This is a genomic window from Sphingobium sp. TomTYG75 (assembly GCF_054771635.1).
This window is the reverse complement of the sequence record NZ_BSRE01000002.1, coordinates 799,409-818,950: the sequence shown is the minus strand read 5'-3', so window position 1 is coordinate 818,950 and position 19,542 is coordinate 799,409. Positions and strand designations below refer to the sequence as shown.

Sequence of the window (19,542 nt, the reverse complement as noted above, 5' to 3'; positions counted from 1 at the left end):
CCTGTTCAGTTGTTTTCAGCCAGCTCGGGCCAGAGCGCACGAAGCGCGATCTTGTTGATTTTCTGCGACTGGTTGCGCGGCAGGGGCTTAGCCGAAAAAGCGACGCGCACCGGTGCCTTGTAGGGCGCAAGCCTGCCCGCCACCCAATCGATGATGCTGCGTTCGTCCAGGCCATCTGCCTGAACCACGGCGACCAGAGCCTCGCCCAGTCGCTCGTCCGCGATGCCAAAGGTCGCGCATTCGGTGATCTGAGGCATTTCGCTCAGGACGCGCTCGACTTCGGCGCAATAGATATTCTCGCCGCCTGAAATCACCATGTCCTTGGCGCGATCGACGATGAAGATATAACCGTCCTCATCCTGGTAGCCAATGTCGCCAGTGCGCAGCCAGCCATCGGCCGTCAGGCTCTTTGCCGTATCCTCCGGCCTGTTCCAGTAGCCATTCATGATCATGGCACTGCGCACGATGATCTCGCCGGTTTCATTCGGACCACAGACCGCGCCGTCCTCCCGCTCGATCCGCAAATCTACCAGCGGCAACACTCGTCCCGCCGAAGCACGAGCCGCCAGAAAGTCCGCCCCCACGGCTTGGGCGATCGCGCCCGACGTTTCCGTCATGCCATAGCCGGTCCCTATCATCGCATGCGGGCAGAGCTTGCGCACTTCCTCAAGCAGGTTGAGCGGCAGCGCCTGCCCGCCCGATCCGATGTTCCGCACGGAACTAAGGTCGGCATCTTTGCTGCGCGCGCGATGCACCATGTCCCACAACATGGTGGGGACGGTGGAAAGCTGCGTCACCCGCTCCCGCTCGATCAGGCGCACAGCCTCATCCGCATCCCAGCGGCGCATCACGACGATCTTGCCGCCCGACAGGAACGGCGCAAGGAAGCCAGCGCCCAACCCCGAAATGTGGAAGAGTGGATAAACCAGCAAAATCGCCTGAGGCGGCACCTGCGCGGCGATGGCTTCCACCGGAACCCCATATTCGCGCGCCATATTGTGCAGCACCATCATTCCGGTCAGCTGCGTGCCCAGCAATCCGGTAATCAGGCTGCGGTGGGAAAGCACCGCGCCCTTTACCCGCCCGGTCGTTCCCGACGTGAACAATATGGCACACGGATCGCCCGGTTCCGCAGCCGCATTGTTCGCGATCGGTGACGTCTCATCACCCAACGGCTGCGTCACGTCGATCAGACGCCCCGCATAGCCTCCGTCGCGCAGCAACGCCGCTCTTTCAGTGTCCGCCAGAACAAGATCCGGCGTAACCTCCTCGACCATCGCATGAAGTTCGGCGGGCGACCCGCGGCTGTTGAGCAACGCCGCAACGCCGCCCTGCTTCACAACCGCCAGAAACGCGACCACCCACTCCGCGCGATTGCGCATGCAGATCGCGACCCGCTGCCCCCGCTCTATACCCAATCGGGCGGCCAGTTGATCCCGCCAAGCGAACATGTCCGCAAAGCTCAGCCGCCGCTCACCCTCCGGCCCGTCGAAATCAACGATACAGATCTGCTCTCCAAAGCGGCGCGCGCCTTCTATCAATTGATTGAGGTCCGACGGCGCGTTCACGAAAAAGCGCAGCCCATCCTGCTCGCCAATTTCAAAGGGCGTGCCTGGCGCGGTGACTGTCGCGAAAATTGGGTCGATCTTGCTCATGCTATCCTTGGGGATCACTCTACCGCCGTGGAATTTTCTCGACGGGAGTTTTCGCCGGAGCCGCAGCCCCGCTCATTCCCGACATCCTCTATCCTCGACTCGTCGCCTGCTTTTGTTGAGGCCAACTTTATTCCGTCATTCGCGTAATTCAACAATATTATTTTTCCGCACATTTCAGACAGCCGTTCATGCTGCTTCCGCAAGCGAGGAAGTCGCTGAAATACCCTGAAACCAAAATGATTTTTGCGCAATCTCGGCTTGGACACTAGCGGATCGCGATATCATTCCGATGCTCTCATATATCCGTTACGAGCCCCTGAAACATCCATATTCGGAATTTATAGATTTACAAATTACGAATTCTGAATGATCCTGAGTCGCATCGCACCGGTCTCGGCAAGAGTGTGATTCTGTTTAGGTGAGGTTCTGGACGTCGAATGAGCGAGGATTTTCAAGGCCGCGTCGCCATCATCACGGGCGGCAGCGATGGCATCGGCCTCGCGACCGCCACACTGTTGGCACAGCGCGGCGCTCAGGTCGTCATTTGCGGCCGCAGGCAGGCGCTACTCGACAGCGCGCGCGACAGCATCTCTGCACAAGGCGGCCGGATCGAAGCAATCCAGCTCGACGTCACTGACACCGATGCCCTTGCGGCGATGGTCGAAGGCACCGCGCAAAAATATGGGCGCCTCGACATGCTGGTGAACAACGCCATGTCCACCCATTATGCGCCGATCAGCAAACTGACGCTGGAACATTGGCGCAAGGATTTCGCCGTCAACAGCGACGCCGCCTTCGTCAGCACCAAGGCGGCTCTGAAAGTGATGACTGCGGCAGGCAAGGGATCGATCGTCAACATCGCCTCGACCTGCGGCATCCGCGCGACCGTGAATATGGCAAGCTATTCCGCTTCCAAGGCTGCGCTCGTCCACTTCACCGCCGCCGCCGCGATGGAGGCGGCGCCACTGGGCATCAGGATAAACGCGATCATTCCCGGCCAGGTGCAAACCGCGCCGACTGAACTGTTCTCGGCACGCGCAGCAGACACAGCCGCCCGTACAACAGCCGCCATACCCATGCAGCGTGGGGGACAACCCGAAGAACTGGCTCATGCCATCGTTTTCATGCTGTCGGACGCCGCAAGTTACATCACGGGAACATCTCTACCCGTCGATGGCGGGAAGGCGGCTCAACTTTACATGCCCAGATGAGGCCCAAATCAGCGGCAACCAGAACTGAATAGTCCGGAACGCGCAAATAGACTTCGGCGCGGCCTCATTCGTCACAACTACGAACCTTATGATATCTATGGGAGAGATATTGATGGCCAAGACATATACATGTGCAGCGCTACAACTGATCATCGGGGTCAGCGGCCTGGCTCTTGCCAGCCAATCAATGGCGCAGACCACCGCGACACCTTCGGAGCCGGGCCTCGATGAAATCGTCGTCACTGCCCAGAAGCGCGCCCAGAATCTTCAGGATGTCCCCATCGCCATCAGCGCGATCAGTTCCGAAAAGGTGGAACAGCTCGGCATTCGCGATAGCCGGGACCTGAGCGGCCTTGCGCCCAACGTCGTCGTGACGCAGGGCACCACCAGCAACAGCGCGGCCGTCTTTTCCATGCGCGGCATCTCGAACGGCGGCAGCGAGAGCTTCGGCATCGATGCAGCCAACGGCCTCTACGTGGATGGCGTGTACATCGCGCGCGGCGGGGCAATGGGTCTCAGCGTCATGGACATTGAACGGGTAGAGGTTCTGCGCGGGCCGCAGGGCACCCTGTTCGGCCGCAACACAACGGGCGGCGCGATCCACTTCATTTCCCGCGCGCCTTCATCCACCTTCCGGCTGAAGGCGGAGGCTGGCTACGGCAATTTCAACGCGTGGAACGGCAAGATCTCCGTCGATCCGGGTGAGATTGCAGGCATCTCGACCACCTTCTCCTACAGCCATAGCGAACGTGACGGGGTTATCGACAACATCCTGCAACCCCGCGATTCCCGCGATCCGGGTGCGCGAAAGTCCGACGCTTTTCGCGCTGGCGCCAAAATCGACCTGGGCGGGACTGGCAGCATCCAATATGTTTTCGACTGGAACCGTATCAAGGGCACGCCGCTCCCCTTCATCCTGACCCACGTGGCGGATGGTACGCCCAACGCCCCGATCACTGTCGATGGTCGGCTGGCGGTGGTGACGCAGCAGGCGCCGGTAGCCCAATATCTGGCGGGGGCAACCTTCGCGGACCCGGAATGCGCGGCACTGGCGGTCCCCTCGCGCACCTATCGTCATAAGGTCTGCAACAACATCCTCAGCAGCGCTACTGACAAGACCTGGGGTCATAATCTGCAAGTCCAGAATGATTTTGGCGACTTCAAGGTCAAGACGACGACCGGCTATCGCTTCTGGAACAGCGACAGCATCACCGATCTGGACGGGATCGGCGCCTTCAGCGGCCCGGCTTTCTCCAACGCGACACTGTTCAACGGCATGCCCGCATCGCTGTTGCAGTTCATCCCTACCATACCGGCAGCAGCCATTCCGTTCATCTCCGCAGCGCCGGTGCCGACGATCAGCCAGGATCTGTTCTCCGTCGACAATAAGCGGCGCCACAAGCAGTTCAGCCAGGAAGTCGAAATTTCCGGCGACAGCAGTTCGCTGGACTGGGTCGTCGGCGGCTTCTACTTCTGGGAGAAGGGCTCCGAGAATGGTCGTCAAAATAGCGGCTTCATCCTGGACACCAATTCGGTCTTCCTCGCCAATTTCGGTCCTCTTGGACCGGGCTTCGCCGCTGCCAACCCAGCCCGTTACCGGCTCGTCCAGACGCTTGCCCGGCTTAACTACACCACATCGAGCGAGAGCACCGCACTCTACGGCCAGTTCACCTTCTATCCGGGTGGTCGTGACAGCGGCATCCGCCTGACGGCTGGCGGCCGATACACCTGGGACGAAAAGAAGATGATCCGTCTCCAGAACGGTGCGGCGCCGCCTCCCGTCCCCGAATATGGTGCTGCGAAGTTCAGCAAGTTCACCTGGAACCTGATGGCCGGCTACGATGTCGCCGATGGCATCAACCTCTATGCCCGCGCCGCCACAGGCTATCGCTCGGGTGGCTTCAATTCTCAGGACCCCGCGCTCACCGGCACCAACCAGCTGGGCAGCTTCGAACCGGAGAAGGTGACCTCCTACGAAATCGGGGCAAAGACGGAATTGTTCAACCGCCGCCTGCGCCTGAACGTCGCGGCCTATCACAACATCTACGACAATCTGGCTGTCATCGGCCCCGTCACCGACGCTCCAGCGGGCACGTTCGCCACCCGCATCATCAACGCGGGCAAGGTCGTTTATAACGGCGTGGAAGCGGAAGCGCAGGCAGTCCTTTCCGACAACTTCTCGATCGATGGCAGCATCGGCTATATCGACATAAAATATAAGGAGTTTCTCGCCGGACAGTCGCCTGTGACCGGGGAGCCGCCGGTCAACATCGCGTCGATCGCAACGCCCGGCTATACGTCACCCCTGACCGCCAATGTGGCACTGAACGCGCAGTTCCCGCTGAACTGGGGCAATGCCACCCTGCGCGGCCGGATCGGCTATACACATGAAGACGGCAAATATAATTTCAGCAGCAGCCTCGGTTCGCCGTTCAACGAACAGATCAAGGGCGATAATATCGACCTGATCGACGCACAGATCAGCGTTGACGGCATTCCGCTGGGGACGGGCGAAGGCGAAGTCCGCCTGTGGGTGAAGAACCTCACCAACGCGAAGGATTTCGCTCGCGGCATCGACTTCGGCCAGCTCGGCTATGCGGGGGGATATTATGCCGAACCGCGGACCTACGGCATCACCGTCGGCGCGAAATTCTAACGCTTTCCGGCGCCATCCCGCCCTCCCATGCCCCGCCTCCTCCCGGAGGCGGGGCCTTTTTTCTGCCTGACCTCGGCGATCATTTCACTTCGCATTCAGCCTCATTGCGCTAAAACAAGAAACTGACCTATTGCGAAGGGATACGCCGAACTTGCTGAAATCATTGGCCGCCGCATCCTTTCTTGTCCTGTCTTCAGGCTTCGTTGCGACAGCCAATGCCGAAACCTATTATGTGAATTCCACGCAGGGCGACGACAGCTTCAACGGCACCTCACCAACGCAACCTTGGCGCTCTCTCTCCCGCCTATCGACTTTCCCACTACAACCGGGCGATCAGGTCAAGCTGATGGCGGGATCGGTATGGCGAGAGCCTCTTACGCTCACCCGTTCCGGAAGTGAAAAGGCGCCCATCACTGTCACCTCTGACGGAACAGGCCCTCGCGCGCGCATTGATGCAGGCGGCGTTTCCCCCCATGCCGTCGGCATCATCAATGCGGATTATGTGACGGTCAGCGGCCTCGAAGTCACGAACGACAGCCCGCTTCCCGCCCACCGCACCGGCCTTCTCATATCGGCGGAGGATCGCGGCATCACGCGCGGCATCCGTATTCGAGACATGTATATCCACGATGTACGCGGGACCAACGAACGCAAGGATAATGGCGGCATAGTCTTCCGCGCCACCGGGCAAAAGCTACCCACCCGTTTCGACGACCTCATCATCGAACGCAACATAGTCTGGCGCGTCGATCGATCCGGCATAGCCGGGATCAGCGATCAGGTGACATCCTCCAACTGGTTTCCAAGCCAAAAGGTCGTCATTCGCGACAATTATGTCGAGGATGTGGGCGGCGACGGCATCGTGCCACGGGGCACCAATGGCGCGCTTATCGAACATAATATCGTGCGTTATGCGGGCAACCGCGCGCCCGGCTATAATGCAGGCATCTGGCAATGGAGCACGGACAACAGCCTGATCCAGCTGAATGAGGCCGCCTATACCCGAACCCGCTATGATGGTCAGGGCTTTGATTCCGATTTCAACTCCCGCCGCACCACGTTCCTCTACAATTACAGCCATGACAATGCAGGCGGCTTTCTGCTCATCTGTTCGCCTGGCCAGGATGACATCGCCAATATCGGCAACCACGGGACAGTCGCCCGCTTCAATGTCAGCCGCAATGACGGCACGCGCATATTCCAGATCGCGGGCAATGTGTCAGACGCGCTGATCGAGAAAAATGTCGTCCATGTCGGAAAGGCGATGGACGTGCAGATGGTCGTTGCGACCCAATGGGACGGATGGGCGCGCGGCGTCCGCTTCCGCAGCAATGTGTTCAAGGTTGCGGGGACCGCCCGCTACGGCAGCGAGATTGGGCGCAACGGCCCTGACTATCTGATCAAGGCGGGCTTTGACCCAACGGAGTCCTTCCGGTTCAAGGGCAACAGCTATCTGGGCAGCCACATCGATGCCCCCGACGACGGCGCCGCCCAGATCGAAACCACCTATGAAGAACAGCCTGCGGACTGGCAGGTGCCCGTTTTCGACCCCGCAAAACCGGACGGTTTTCCCGAATATATCGCAAGCCATCGGCTCTGGATGCTGGGAATGCTGCGCCGCGAACTTGGAACTTTCGTGAAACTGAAGCAGCCCCGCCGCCTTCATGTTTCAGAAGCGCGGAGGTAGAGCATCTTGGCCGACCGCTCGACCACGCAATCCGTTCCGGCTGACACGCCTCCTCTTTATGACATGTTGATCGTCGGCGGAGGAATAAACGGCGTCGGCATCGCGCGCGATGCGGCTGGGCGCGGCTACCGGCTCCTTCTGGTGGAGCAGGACGATCTGGCCAGCCAAACCTCCTCCGCCTCGACCAAGTTGATCCACGGTGGCCTGCGCTATCTCGAATATGGTGAGTTTCGGCTGGTCCGTGAATCCCTGATCGAGCGGGAACGGCTTTGGCGCATGGCGCCTCACATCATCTGGCCGCTTGCCTTCCTGATGCCGCAAAACCTCTCGACGCGCCCGGCATGGTTGGTGCGCCTCGGCCTCTTTATCTACGATCATCTCGGCGGCCGACGGAACCTACCCGGCACGCGCACGATCGCGCTCGATCGATCGCCTTTGGGAAACAGCCTTGCGAACCGCAAGGGACGCGGCTTCCTCTATTCGGACTGCTGGGTCGAAGACAGCCGGTTGGTGGTGCTGAACGCGATGGACGCCGCCAAACGCGGCGCGCATATCGAAACCCGCACCCGCTTGCTCCATGCTCGCCGGGACGGGTCAGTCTGGTCGGCCGCCATCGAAGATGCGCATGGCGTGAAGGAAGTGCGCGCACGCATATTGGTCAATGCCGCAGGTCCATGGGTCGCCGACATCATCGCCCGCTCCGGCCTAGAGAGTCAGCGGAAAGTCCGCCTCGTAAAGGGCAGTCATATCGTCGTGCCGCGCCTCCACGAAGGGGACCATGCCCTCACGCTCCAGCATATTGACGGCCGCATCATCTTCGCCATTCCCTATGAGCATCGCTTCACGCTGATCGGCACCACCGAGCAAGAGTGGCACGATCCACCGGGCAAGCCACAAATCAGTGAGACCGAGATCGACTATCTGCTCGACGTGGCAAACAGCTACTTCGCCCGGAAAATCGCGCGCGAAGACATAATCTGGTCCTATTCAGGCATCCGCCCGCTTTATGACGATCAGGCGGGCAATGCGTCCGCCGTCACCCGCGACTATGTCCTCGACCTCGACAGCGAAGGCGCTCCTCTTCTCAGCATCTTCGGCGGCAAGATCACCACCTACCGGAAACTGGCCGAGCAGGCGCTCGACCTCCTCGCGTCCCAAGGGGTCGAGATGCGAGGCGCCTGGACCGCGAACGCACCGCTCCCAGGCGGGGACATGCCCGACGGGGACTTCAGCACCTTCGTGCAAGAATTGGAGCGCCAATATCCCGCCCTACCCCATTCGCTCCTCCACCGCCTCGCCCGCGCCTACGGCACATGCGCCCTGAAATTGCTGGGCGCAGCTGAAACGCTGGACGATCTGGGGGAGATGTTCGGCGGCGACCTCAGCCGTGCCGAAGTCGACTATCTTGTCAGGGAAGAATGGGCACAGACCCCAGAGGACATTCTCTACCGCCGCAGCAAGCTCGGCCTACACTTGACGCCGGAAGCCAGCGAGGCGCTTGCCCGCTATCTCGACGGTCCTATTTCGTGCCGATCCGACGTCCGGAATGAGTGAAGCACAGCGCCCCAGGTGGGGAGATGGGTCTTTGGGACGCTGTGCTTCTCTCCCACAGTGCGACCCGAGGGAGTTGAGGCAGTGCGACATGGCGGGACTATCCCGCACATGATCGCGGTATGTCTGTAACCGGGACCGGCAGGCTCGATCGATATCCTGCGCCAGCCCGAACGGATGACTAATTTAGTCCCGACGGCAAATCGCGTGGCCAGGCGGCCCAAATTTCAGGAATGGAGAAAAAGGGATAAGCGGTTTCATCGCGTCATGTCCTGTTTCGGTAACCCCGCTGTCTCAATCAAGAGACCGGAAGCTTTGCGTCCTGCCGTCACCAGCAGTTTGCCCTTTCGTCAGATCACTCGCCGCAGCGCGCTTCTCTGCCTTGGGGATTATTTAACCGAATTATCGCGTCAGGTCAAACATTTGTGGCCAAAAAAAGATGTGGCCTGATAACTTCGCCGACGATCCATCTGTAGTTGTTCATCTCTTCCCACCACCTCCCGAGGCCCTTCCCCGGAACGATCTGAACCGATAACAGCATCATACGGCGCCAGCGAAATAGGTGGGATAAGGAATGACGGATCAGTTGATCATCTTCGTGCAAAATGGCGTCGGCCGCATCCGCCTGAACCGGCCAAGGGCGATCCATGCGCTGACGACCGAAATGTGCGCCGCCATGATCGACGCCCTGCTCGCCTGGCGTCACGACGATGCCGTGTCCGCCGTCATGCTGGACCATGCCGTTTCCCCCGATGGCGACCCCAAATTGTCGCGCGGCTTCTGCGCAGGCGGCGACATCGCCATGGTCGCCAACAGCGCCAAGGGCGACTGTTCGGAGGCGGAGCGCTTCTTCCACACCGAATATCGGCTGAACCATCTGCTGTTCACATATGAAAAGCCCATCATCGCCTTCATCGACGGCATAGTCATGGGCGGAGGCGTCGGCATATCCGATCCGGCGCGCTTCCGCATCGCGACCGAGCGAACCGTCTACGCCATGCCCGAAACAGGCATCGGCCTTTTCCCTGACGTCGGCGGTGGCTGGTTCCTGCCGCGCATGCCTGGCCGCACCGGCACATGGCTCGCCACCACCGGAGCCCGCATCAATGGAGCAGACTGCGCAGCGATCGGCATCGCCACCCACTATATGACCTCGGAAAAGCTCGACGCGGTCAAGGCCCGGATTATCGCCGACCCCGACGGCATCGGCGAAATCCTAGACGAGATGAGCGACCCACCGCCCCCCTCCCCCTGGGAAGCACAGCGGGCCAACATTGACCGGCTGTTCGCGTCCGACCGCTACGAAGACATCCTCGACGCCCTGCGCACCGACGGATCGGAATGGGCGCGCGCGCAGCTGGCGGTTCTCGCCACCAAATCGCCCCAGACGATCAAGGTCGCCCTGCGGCAAATGGCAGAAGGAGCGGCTTTTACCGACTTCGCGGCCAACATGCGCAATGAGTATCGCATCGCCTGCCACGTCATCCGCCGCCCCGACTTCATCGAAGGCGTACGCGCCGTCATCTTCGACAAGGACAATGCGCCAAGATGGAACCCGGCCACCCCGGAAGAGGTGCCGAATGCGCTTATCGACAGCATCTTCGCACCACTCGCCCCGGACAGGGAATGGACGCTGCTTCCCGAACTCGGAGAGTGAACGGGCTTTATCGGGGTCCCGCTCCAAGCCCACCGATCAATCACACATTCCAAACGCCGCTAGCCGCCGCATCCTGCGCATATTCGGAAAAGCGTCTCGGTTTCCGGCCTAATACCCGCTCAACATCATCCGTGACATAGGCCAACTTGCCGTCGGCGATACCAGAATAGGTATAGGCATATTCTTCAGGCAAACCGTTCGACAGGATCGACTCCCGAAATGTGTCGAAGGTAATGGGGGTGAAGCTGATCTTCCGTCCCGTCGCCTTCGTCAACGCGTCGGCGGCGGCTTCAAAGCCTATCGATTCCGGCCCGGTCAGCTCATAAACCTGTCCACTATGCCGACCGTCCAATAACGCCTCTGCCGCGACAGCAGCGACATCTTCGATATCGATAAACGGTTCGGTCGCGTCACCGACCGGCAGTACGATCTCACCCGCCAGCACCGTGTCGAGGAAGAACATTTCCGAGAAATTCTGCATGAACCATGCCGGACGAACGACTGTCCAGTCCGCCGCACTCGCCCTGAATCCGCCTTCAACCGCATCCAGAAATGCCTCATCGGCTCGCCCGGAAAGCAGCACCTGCCGCTTTACCCCGCAATCCAGCGCAAGCTGTGCAAGCCGCCCAATCTGCGCACCAGCATCGGGATGCGTATTGTCATGATGCGCGATATAAAGGCCATCCGCGCCCTCCAGCAGGGGTTTCCAGCTGGCCTCCTCTTCCCACAGAAACGGCTGCTCCGCGCTCCGTGAACCAATGCGGACAGTGTGACCAAGAGCCGTCAAACGATCGGCCAGACGACGACCCGTCTTACCGGTGCCCCCGACGATGAGAATGGTCGATTTCTGGCTCATTTCTATCCCCTCGGCTGCAATCAGCATCTCAATTACAACGATGAATGTAACCTGGCGCGCGCTTTGTCCACGAAGAGTTACTATAATGGCCCCTCTCCCGGCGACTGGCGCGTTGGCCGAGGACAGGCTATCAGCCCGTCATGAGCGAGGATATCCGCCACATTCTCGATCGCCTGCGCACGCCGCCCGACAATGTCGTGGCCCGCGCCCGTCGCATGGTTGAGGCTTATGTGCCGGAGAATCGCCGTGGCCCCGGTTGGGACCGCCACTGGCGCGAACTGGAAGCCTATATCGAATTGCCCGGCCGCTGGATCGGCGGAGAGAAAGCCGAAGATGACGTCTGACAAAATCACCGATCTTCTCGTCGCCCGCCTTGTTCGCGACCACGGCCGCAGCAAGCATCACTGGCGCAAGGTACTCGGCGCCGTTCGCCTCTACAGCCGCGCTACCCATCCGCATTGCAACTGGACGATCACGCCAACGGGCACCTTCCACGAAGTTTCGGTGATCGAAGGGCTGATGGATGACCTTAGAATGCGTTATCCGGTGATCAGCGGCTGAAGTGACGGCCCGCCATTCAGGCCAATCTCATCAACTGCCTGCTTGCGTATTAACTGGCGGTGCCAGCGGGTTGGGCTCCTTCACTTCGCCTTTTTCGATCCTTTTCTCCGCTTCGCCGCTTTCCTGATCGCCACCGGCCAGCGGTGATCCCCGTTCCGGCGGCGGTGTATCGTCCCTTCCTTCTGCCGGTTGGTCAGATGATTGGCCGCTCTTCCTGTTCTGCTGCATCGACTCTTCCTTTTGCTGCTATCCTTGATCAACGCCGCGACGGCAGCAGATATCCATGAGCGAAGCTGGCGCTAACAAGGGCATGTCGGTTAGCGGCACCCCAATGCCATCGAAGGCGTTCAGCCACCATGGCACGCGCGCTCAAGGTCTATCGCACCCCTATCGGCTTCCACGACGCCTATGTCGCTACGCCCAGTCAAAAGGCGGCGCTGGAAGCGTGGGGCGCCGACGCCAATCTTTTCGCGCGCGGTTCTGCCGAGCAAGTCACCGAAGCAGAATTAATGCGGGAACCCCTCGCCAATCCCGGCAAGGTCATCAAACGACCACGCGGCAGTGAGGCGGAACATTTGGCCTCCCTTGCCAAATCACCGCAGCAACCCGGCGGGGCGAAATCCCGTCCGGGAAAAGCGACTCCTCCCAACTCCCCGCCGAAGCGCGCATCCCCTGCAACACCACGACCCAGTCGTGAACCACTCGACAGGGCGGAAGAAGCCCTCGCCCTGCAGGAGGAAGAAGACAGGGCGGCGTTGAAAAAACTCGAAGAGAAACAGGCACAGCTTCGCGCCCAGATCGAACAGTTGCGCCAGCAGCAGCAGGTCGCCTATCGGCTGTTGGCCCGCCGCGTGGAAAACGAACGCCGCAAATATGACACCGCGCTCGAACGCTGGCGCGCGTCATGATCGATCAACCCGCCAAAAAGATAAGGATTTTTGCCGCTTTCCGCCAATAGCTTGGCACCAGATCGACTTTGCATCGTTATCGTCATTCAGGAGGGGTCTTGAATGGACACCCGTGAAGAGATTGTTGCGATAGGGCTGCTGACGCAGAACGATATTCATCGGCTTGGCGAAAGTTTTTCCCGGCTCTTCCCGCTCCCGCGCGACGGCGCCTTCGACGATCTGATAAAGGCGATCGATGAAGCCGACCGCGAAAAGGACCGCCGTCCCAAACCATGATTGGCCGCCCATTGTCCCGGCCCACACAGGGCTAAAGGAAAGTCGGGTCCGGCTGTAAAGCTTCGACCTTATAATGGTCGGGGCAACCGGACCCGGTTCCACGAAATTTGGGGATCTCGCGGAAGCCGCAGGCTCCCCGAGCACCGGCGACTGAGCAGCATTCTACAATGGTGCGCCTCTGCAAACACTGACGCTTAATGCTGCCAGTCCGGCGATTTGGGACGACGCCAAATCTCCTTTAGGAGAGTTGACGGAAAGCCACGCTATCCCCATGGAATCGCGCCTGACTATCCCGATATCAGCAGGGCTTGAGCAGGCCGCCGCTGTGCCGTTATGACGCAACCATGCGATCCTCCCTTTTGCCGCTCCTGCCTGCCCTGTTCATCGCTGGGTGCGCTTCGTACCAGCCCGTATCGGACACGCCGGTTCGTGTCGGGCCGCCCTATACGGTGCGCGGCGTCACCTATGTTCCCGCCCAACAACCGGGCTATGATGAAGTCGGCTATGCCAGCTGGTATGGAACTGAATCAGGCAACCGTACAGCGCGCGGAGAGAAGTTCCGGCCGGGCGGGATCAGCGCGGCCCATCCCACCTTGCCGCTGCCTTCCTATGTAGAGGTGACGGAGCTTGGCAGCGGCCGAACCGTACTGGTTCGGGTCAACGATCGGGGTCCCTTCACGCGCGGGCGGATCATCGACCTTTCCCGAGGAGCGGCGGAAGCACTCGGAATACGCAATCAGGGGCAAAGCGCCGTGCGCGTCAGGCTTGCCGAGCCCCGCGAGAAGGATCGCCAGCGCCTGCGCAAAGGCAAGGGAGCGAGCGAACGGCCGCCGCTCACCGGCGAAGCCCTTGCCGCGCAACGCCGCCGCCTTCTTGCACCGCGCTGAATTTGGCCTCGCCTTGACCGCCAACCGCTGTATAGCGGCATATATACCTTAAGCGTCAGGCGTCGCATGCATCGGTTCCTTGTTCTGCTCCTTCTGCTCATTACCGGCTTTGCGGTTGAACCCGCTGAAGCGCGCGAACGCGGGCCTTTGATATTGGCCGCCGCCAGCCTCCAGGAATCGCTGACCGCCGCAGCCGATGCCTGGACGGCGCAGGGGCATGACCGGCCAGTCCTGTCCTTCGCCGCGTCTTCCGCTCTCGCCCGGCAAATAGAGGCCGGGGCGCCTGCCGACCTGTTCTTGTCGGCGGATGAACCCTGGATGGATGCCATCGCCGCGAAAGGACTCGTCCGCCGTGGAACCCGTGTTCCGCTGCTTACCAACCGCCTCGTCCTGATCGCTCCAGCGGGCAGCGGCACGAAAATGGCGATCCGCCGTGGATTCCCTCTCGCCCGTGCGATCGGCACTGGCCGCCTCGCAATGGCTGACCCGGACAGCGTTCCTGCCGGAAAATATGGCAAGGCGGCGCTTGTGGCACTCGGCGTTTGGCCAGCGCTATCTGGTAAAGTGGCGGCGGCGGAAAACGTCCGGGCGGCTCTTGCAATGGTGGAGCGGCGGCAGGCGCCCTATGGCATCGTCTATGAAACCGATGCGCGGGCCACGACCGCCGTCCGTATAGTGGGCATCTTTCCTGCGGCCAATCACCCGAAAATCACCTATCCGCTGGCACTGCTAAGCCGCTCCACCCATCCGGAAGCGGCAGGATTTCACCGCTTTCTCCTGTCTCCACGCGGCAAGGCGATCTTCCGCCGCTACGGTTTTGGAACGCGTTGACGGTGACCGTCTTGAGCCCGGAAGAATGGGAGATCGTCCAGCTGTCCTTGAAGGTCAGCTTCGCGGCCATGCTCTTCGCTCTCCCCTTGGCCTTCGCCCTCGCCTGGGTCCTCGCGCGCTGGCGCTTTCCCGGCAAGCTGCTGCTCGACGCGGCGGTTCACCTCCCGCTTGTCCTGCCGCCGGTAGTGATCGGTTGGCTGCTTCTCCTGACCCTCGGACCTGCCGGCCCCGTAGGAAGCATAATGGAACGCTGGTTCGGTGTGACCGTCATGTTCCGCTGGACCGGCGCCGCCATCGCTGCTGGCATCATGGCCCTCCCCCTGATGGTGCGCGCGATCCGCCTGTCGATCGAAGCTGTAGATCATCGTCTGGAAGAAGCCGCCCAAACCCTCGGCGCCAGCCCCGCCTGGTGCTTCCTGACGATCCTCCTCCCCCTGTCTCTACCCGGATTAGCTGCGGCATTCATTCTTGGTTTTGCGCGATCGCTCGGCGAATTCGGCGCGACCATCAGTTTTGTATCAAACATTCCGGGAGAAACCCGCACCCTGTCGCTCGCGATCTACAGCGCCCTCCAAATCCCCGGCGCCGACGCCGTCGTATGGCGGCTCGCCGTGATTTCGATCTGCTTGTCGCTAGGCGCACTGTTGCTTTCAGAAGCGCTCAGCCGCCGGATATCGGCGGATAGGTCCAGCCATGTCCTTTAACATCGACGTCCGCAAGGTTCTCGGCCCCACCCTCGTTACGGCGCGCTTTGCAGCATCAGATGGCATCACCCTGCTCTGGGGACCCTCCGGCGTAGGGAAGACATCGATCCTCAACATGATCGCTGGTCTGCTGCGCCCGGATCAGGGTCATATCAGCGTCGATGGAGAAATATTGTTCGATGCCGATGCCGCCATCGATTTGCCCTCCTATCGTCGTCGCATCGGATATGTTTTCCAGGATGGCCGCCTTTTCCCCCATCTTCGGGTGCGGGCGAACCTGCTCTATGGCTATCGGCTTGCGACGCCGCAGGACAGATGGATGTCTCTACAAGCGGTCGTCGATTTTCTCGGGATTGAACATCTGCTCAGCCGCTGGCCACGCACATTGTCGGGCGGCGAAGCACAACGCGTTGCCATTGGCCGCGCTCTGCTGTCTGGCGCCCGAGCCTTGCTCATGGACGAGCCTCTCGCCTCCATAGACCCCGCTCGCCGGGAAGACATCATGGATGTTGTCCTGCGCATACGGGACGAGCTTCGGCTCCCGATAATCTATGTCACCCATAATCCAGACGAAGCCGACCGTCTGGCAACGCGAAAGATCGAACTTACGCCTTCATTTCGATAAGGGCGACCAGCCCGCCATCGTCCGCATTCATCAGCCGGACGGACGCGTCGAAGGTGAGCGCCAGTGACCGCGCTATAGTCAGACCGATGCCCGTGCCGGGCCGCCCGCCCGGCTGCCCTGAAGCACCGCGAGTGAAGGGCTCAAACATCTGATCTAGCTGTTCCGCCGGTATGCCCGGCCCTTTGTCCCGGATGTGTATGACAAGTCGGCATCCCTGGCGGAAACATCCGATTTCGGCCTCGCCACCATATTTGAGGGCGTTACTGACCAGATTAGTGATGCATCGGCTCAGTGCATTGGGCTTGGCCCGGATCGTCCCGCCACACCCTCCCGCGAACCGCAATGGAGCGCCCAGATCCTGCGCATCCTCGACCATGCTTTCCAGCATGGAATCGATATCAATGACTGACCATTCTTCCTGCGTCTCGGTACTGGCGGCGAGATCCAGTCCCTCTTTTACCAAGGTTTGCATCGCCTGATGGTCCTGCAATAGCCGCGCACGCAACTCCTCATTTTCGACGAGTTCAAGCCGTAACCTCAGCCGGGTAAGCGGCGTCTGCAAATCGTGGCTGATGGCCGCCAGCAATTGCGTACGCTCGGCAAAACCAGCACGCGCGCGCCGTTGCATGAGGTTGAAGGTCGATAGCGCCGCACGCACTTCTTCAGGCCCGTTTTCAGGAATTTCCTCCGGGTCGAGCGACAGGGAGAAGGACTCCGCCGCGTGCTCAAGGCGCCGCAATGGTTGGGTTACGATCCGGGACACGATGATAGCAAGACCAGCAGATGCGGCGATGATCAGGAGCATATAGAGCGGGTTGGCCATCATACTGGGCGGACGCTCCATGCGCGGCAGGTTGAGCGCCATGGATCGTCGAGCACCAGTGCTATCGGTAAATCGTACGATCCAGCATGACGGGCGCGGCGCGTTGACCACCCCAGCGGCGCCCGCCGATGGATCATAACGCAGGCGCGGAAAGCAAAATCCTGCAGGAACCTGACTAGCCTCCGGGTTCGACCCGGGGCCGAACCGCGCCCTGAGCGCTTTTGCAAGCTCAGCATCCGGTTCAGCCACCGCGATGCCCTCCGGTGCCAACGCCGCGCCCATGATTTGCTGGGCCGCCAGCATGGCCTCGACCCGCTTGGGATCACGCTGAAGGCGATGACCGATGTCCTCGGCGCTCGCCACCACCCGCTGCATGCGCCATTGCTGAAAGTCATGGCTCCTGCTTTGTTCAGCGATCAGCAAAGCCAGCATCGCGGCCAACGACATGCCAATTGTCAACAACAGGAATATTTGTCCTGTCAGCGAGCGCAAAAAGCCTCGAACACGGCTCCAAAGACGTTCAATCATTCGTAGGATACCGGACTTGCGAGTACATACCCTTCGCCCCGCACCGTTAGAATGAGTTCCTCACCCCCCGGCATGGTCGCCAGTTTCTGCCTCAATCGGCTTACCTGTAGATCGGTCGAGCGGTCGAACGCAGCAGTCGCTCGACGTTCAGGCACAAGGCTTTCCCGTGAGAGGACCACATTGGGCTCATCGATAAACCGGGACAGCAGGCGAAACTCCGCAGACGAAAGCATCACCAGTCGGCCGTCTTCAGCGATCAGCCTGCGCTGGAAGAGGTCGAGACGCCAGGGACCGAAGCTGGCGATGCGCACGCCTTTGTCGCGCTGCCGGTCGGGTTCGTCAGCATGGGACCGGCGTAACAGGTTGCGTATGCGAACGAGCAATTCGCGTGGCTCGAACGGCTTTGTGAGATAGTCATCCGCTCCCAGTTCCAGCCCGAGCACCCGGTCGATCGCACTGCCTCTGGCGGATACCATGATGATGGGGACGTCATTTCCTTCGGCCCGCAACTCCCGGCACAGGGTGAGCCCGTCGCCGTCCGGGAGGTTGAGATCAAGCACGATGAGGTCGGCCGCATGCACCGAAAGGGCCTGATAAAGCTCTCCCAAGCAGCCTGCGGCTACCACCTCATAATGTTCCTGCCGCAACTGCTGCACAATCAAGTCCCGAATGTCGGGGTCGTCATCGACTACGATCAGGCGTGCTTGGCGGCTGTTCATCTGGTCAGGCATCGCCGCCTTTTACGGTGTTCAGCATGAAAAGTCTGCCTTCCTCAGTGCCCCTGATACGCGCTGATACATTTCGACATATTGCGATGCACAATGGCACATGTTCGGCCTTTTCAAACACCTGCCAAGACGCGAATAGGGAGCGTCGGAGCCTGTCAGACAGCTGGCCCGTCCTTCACCCGGCGCTCCCCTCCCCCTGCGCCGGGTGAAGTTTCCGTACTGCTGAACCCCGCCACTGGATCACCTGCCGCCATGCCGCTGCGCTCTGCACTCTCCTCATCCCGCTACGCTCAATTAGGCGCGGCCATTTGTTTGCTCGCCACCGCATGCAGCCAAAGCAAACCGCCTGAGAAAAAGCAGGTCGAAGTGGGCGTAGTCACGCTTCAGGCGCAGGACGTTACCGTATCGACAGAGCTACCCGGACGCACCGCGTCGACGCTGATGTCTGAGGTGCGACCACAGGTTGCTGGCGTCGTTCAAAAGCGCCTCTTTACCGAAGGCTCCTATGTGCATGCGGGCCAGCCATTATATCAGATTGATCCGTCCCTCTACCGCGCCTCTCGCGATGAAGCGCAAGCTTCGCTAGCCAATGCGCAGGCGACAGCGGTCGCGGCGCAAGCCAAGGCGCGCCGCTATCAGGCGCTCGGGCAGACAGAGGCCGTGAGCGCGCAGGAGCGGGACGACGTGGTGGCATCTTCGCGGCAAGCAAGCGCCGCCATTCAACAAGCGCGCGCGTCGCTTCAGACTGCCAGCATAAACCTGCGCTTCACCGAAGTTCGGGCACCGATCAGCGGGCGCATTGGCCGTTCTTCGGTTACGCCGGGCGCATTGGTCACAGCTAGTCAAGCTGCCCCGCTTGCCACAATCCAGCAGCTTGACCCCATCTTTGTCGACATTACGCAGTCCAGCGCGCAGCTCCTGGCGCTGCGCCGCAATCTGGCCGCGGGTAAAGCACTACCTGCCAGTGCCACCATCCGGCTGAAACTGGACGACGGCAGCGACTATCCGCTTGAAGGCCGTATAGAATTTGCCGAGCCTATCGTGGACCCCAATAGCGGCACCATTACCCTGCGCGCGCGCTTCCCCAATCCTGACAGCCTCCTCCTTCCCGGGATGTTCGTGCGCGTGGTGGCCCCGCAGGCCGTCGTGCCCAACGGCATACTCGCGCCCCAGCAGGGGATCAGCCGTGATCCCAAGGGCAATGCCACCGCACTTGTCGTCAATCGGGCAAACAAGGTGGAGCAGCGCACCGTCACTACGGCGCAGGCGATAGGGGACAAATGGCTTGTGACCGCAGGCCTCAAGTCCGGTGATCGGCTGATCGTCGAAGGAACTGACAAGGTGAAACCGGGCGATACCGTCCGCTCCGCAACCGTCGGCCAAGGGAGCTAGGTCCTC

The 19,542-nt window shown here is 60.8% G+C and carries 19 protein-coding genes and 1 riboswitch; of the genes, 14 read left to right on the top strand and 5 right to left on the bottom strand.

The window, feature by feature from the left end; all coding sequences use genetic code 11:
* Positions 1 to 5: 5 nt before the first annotated feature.
* Positions 6 to 1,655: a class I adenylate-forming enzyme family protein gene (locus ACYU81_RS17390; protein ID WP_460988958.1), complete on the bottom strand. Its 1,650-nt coding sequence runs from the start codon at positions 1,653 to 1,655 to the stop codon at positions 6 to 8.
* Between the two features lie 437 nt (positions 1,656 to 2,092).
* Here ACYU81_RS17390 and ACYU81_RS17385 point away from each other — a divergent pair, with 437 nt between their 5' ends.
* From ACYU81_RS17385 to ACYU81_RS17365, 5 genes are all read left to right on the top strand, one after another.
* Positions 2,093 to 2,866 carry an SDR family NAD(P)-dependent oxidoreductase gene (locus ACYU81_RS17385; protein WP_460988957.1) on the top strand — a complete coding sequence of 258 codons (774 nt, stop codon included), beginning with the start codon at positions 2,093 to 2,095 and terminating at the stop codon, positions 2,864 to 2,866.
* 112 nt (positions 2,867 to 2,978) lie between these two features.
* Positions 2,979 to 5,522, top strand: a complete 2,544-nt coding sequence (locus ACYU81_RS17380; protein WP_460988956.1) for a TonB-dependent receptor — start codon at positions 2,979 to 2,981, stop codon at positions 5,520 to 5,522.
* A gap of 151 nt (positions 5,523 to 5,673) precedes the next feature.
* Complete coding sequence (locus ACYU81_RS17375) at positions 5,674 to 7,209, top strand: right-handed parallel beta-helix repeat-containing protein (protein WP_460988955.1); 1,536 nt, start codon at positions 5,674 to 5,676, stop codon at positions 7,207 to 7,209.
* A 63-nt stretch (positions 7,210 to 7,272) separates the two neighbouring features.
* Positions 7,273 to 8,763, top strand: a complete 1,491-nt coding sequence (locus ACYU81_RS17370; protein ID WP_460989124.1) for a glycerol-3-phosphate dehydrogenase — start codon at positions 7,273 to 7,275, stop codon at positions 8,761 to 8,763.
* Positions 8,764 to 9,036: 273 nt separating this feature from the next.
* A riboswitch (cyclic di-GMP riboswitch) is annotated at positions 9,037 to 9,114 on the bottom strand.
* A 220-nt stretch (positions 9,115 to 9,334) separates the two neighbouring features.
* Positions 9,335 to 10,417: an enoyl-CoA hydratase/isomerase family protein gene (locus ACYU81_RS17365; RefSeq protein WP_460988954.1), complete on the top strand. Its 1,083-nt coding sequence runs from the start codon at positions 9,335 to 9,337 to the stop codon at positions 10,415 to 10,417.
* A 40-nt stretch (positions 10,418 to 10,457) separates the two neighbouring features.
* Here ACYU81_RS17365 and ACYU81_RS17360 read toward each other — a convergent pair whose 3' ends face one another.
* Positions 10,458 to 11,273, bottom strand: a complete 816-nt coding sequence (locus ACYU81_RS17360) for an NmrA family NAD(P)-binding protein (protein WP_460988953.1) — start codon at positions 11,271 to 11,273, stop codon at positions 10,458 to 10,460.
* Positions 11,274 to 11,413: 140 nt separating this feature from the next.
* Between ACYU81_RS17360 and ACYU81_RS17355 the strand changes: the two genes are divergently transcribed.
* Together ACYU81_RS17355 and ACYU81_RS17350 are read left to right on the top strand one after the other, a co-directional pair.
* Positions 11,414 to 11,617, top strand: coding sequence for a hypothetical protein (locus ACYU81_RS17355; protein WP_460988952.1), 204 nt, complete (start codon positions 11,414 to 11,416; stop codon positions 11,615 to 11,617).
* Positions 11,607 to 11,834 carry a hypothetical protein gene (locus ACYU81_RS17350; RefSeq protein ID WP_196227162.1) on the top strand — a complete coding sequence of 76 codons (228 nt, stop codon included), beginning with the start codon at positions 11,607 to 11,609 and terminating at the stop codon, positions 11,832 to 11,834. Before ACYU81_RS17355 ends, ACYU81_RS17350 begins: the two co-directional genes overlap by 11 nt.
* A gap of 30 nt (positions 11,835 to 11,864) precedes the next feature.
* On the opposite strand, the gene ACYU81_RS17345 is transcribed toward ACYU81_RS17350, so the two are convergent.
* Positions 11,865 to 12,062 carry a hypothetical protein gene (locus tag ACYU81_RS17345; RefSeq protein WP_460988951.1) on the bottom strand — a complete coding sequence of 66 codons (198 nt, stop codon included), beginning with the start codon at positions 12,060 to 12,062 and terminating at the stop codon, positions 11,865 to 11,867.
* Between the two features lie 128 nt (positions 12,063 to 12,190).
* On the opposite strand from ACYU81_RS17345, the gene ACYU81_RS17340 reads away from it, so the two are divergent.
* The 6 genes from ACYU81_RS17340 to ACYU81_RS17315 all read left to right on the top strand — a co-directional run bounded on the left by ACYU81_RS17340 (position 12,191) and on the right by ACYU81_RS17315 (position 16,065).
* Complete coding sequence (locus ACYU81_RS17340; RefSeq protein WP_460988950.1) at positions 12,191 to 12,742, top strand: hypothetical protein; 552 nt, start codon at positions 12,191 to 12,193, stop codon at positions 12,740 to 12,742.
* A 102-nt stretch (positions 12,743 to 12,844) separates the two neighbouring features.
* The gene (locus ACYU81_RS17335) at positions 12,845 to 13,018 is read left to right on the top strand and encodes a hypothetical protein (protein ID WP_460988949.1); all 174 of its coding nucleotides are present in this window, start codon (positions 12,845 to 12,847) and stop codon (positions 13,016 to 13,018) included.
* 344 nt (positions 13,019 to 13,362) lie between these two features.
* Positions 13,363 to 13,905, top strand: coding sequence for a septal ring lytic transglycosylase RlpA family protein (locus ACYU81_RS17330; RefSeq protein WP_460988948.1), 543 nt, complete (start codon positions 13,363 to 13,365; stop codon positions 13,903 to 13,905).
* A 66-nt stretch (positions 13,906 to 13,971) separates the two neighbouring features.
* Positions 13,972 to 14,736 carry a molybdate ABC transporter substrate-binding protein gene (gene modA / locus ACYU81_RS17325; protein WP_460988947.1) on the top strand — a complete coding sequence of 255 codons (765 nt, stop codon included), beginning with the start codon at positions 13,972 to 13,974 and terminating at the stop codon, positions 14,734 to 14,736.
* A 2-nt stretch (positions 14,737 to 14,738) separates the two neighbouring features.
* A complete protein-coding gene (gene modB / locus ACYU81_RS17320; RefSeq protein WP_460988946.1) occupies positions 14,739 to 15,440 on the top strand; it encodes a molybdate ABC transporter permease subunit in 702 nt (233 codons plus the stop codon).
* Positions 15,430 to 16,065, top strand: coding sequence for an ATP-binding cassette domain-containing protein (locus ACYU81_RS17315; protein ID WP_460988945.1), 636 nt, complete (start codon positions 15,430 to 15,432; stop codon positions 16,063 to 16,065). Before modB ends, ACYU81_RS17315 begins: the two co-directional genes overlap by 11 nt.
* Here the strand turns inward: ACYU81_RS17315 and ACYU81_RS17310 are convergent.
* Positions 16,046 to 17,416 (bottom strand): ATP-binding protein, encoded by a 1,371-nt coding sequence (locus ACYU81_RS17310; RefSeq protein ID WP_460988944.1) that lies wholly within the window; start codon positions 17,414 to 17,416, stop codon positions 16,046 to 16,048. The genes ACYU81_RS17315 and ACYU81_RS17310 overlap by 20 nt on opposite strands.
* Entirely contained in the window at positions 17,413 to 18,147 is a 735-nt protein-coding gene (locus ACYU81_RS17305) for a response regulator (protein ID WP_460988943.1), read from the bottom strand. The genes ACYU81_RS17310 and ACYU81_RS17305 overlap by 4 nt, the downstream gene beginning before the upstream one ends.
* 249 nt (positions 18,148 to 18,396) lie before the next feature.
* Between ACYU81_RS17305 and ACYU81_RS17300 the strand changes: the two genes are divergently transcribed.
* A complete protein-coding gene (locus ACYU81_RS17300) occupies positions 18,397 to 19,536 on the top strand; it encodes an efflux RND transporter periplasmic adaptor subunit (protein WP_460988942.1) in 1,140 nt (379 codons plus the stop codon).
* Positions 19,537 to 19,542: the final 6 nt, after the last annotated feature.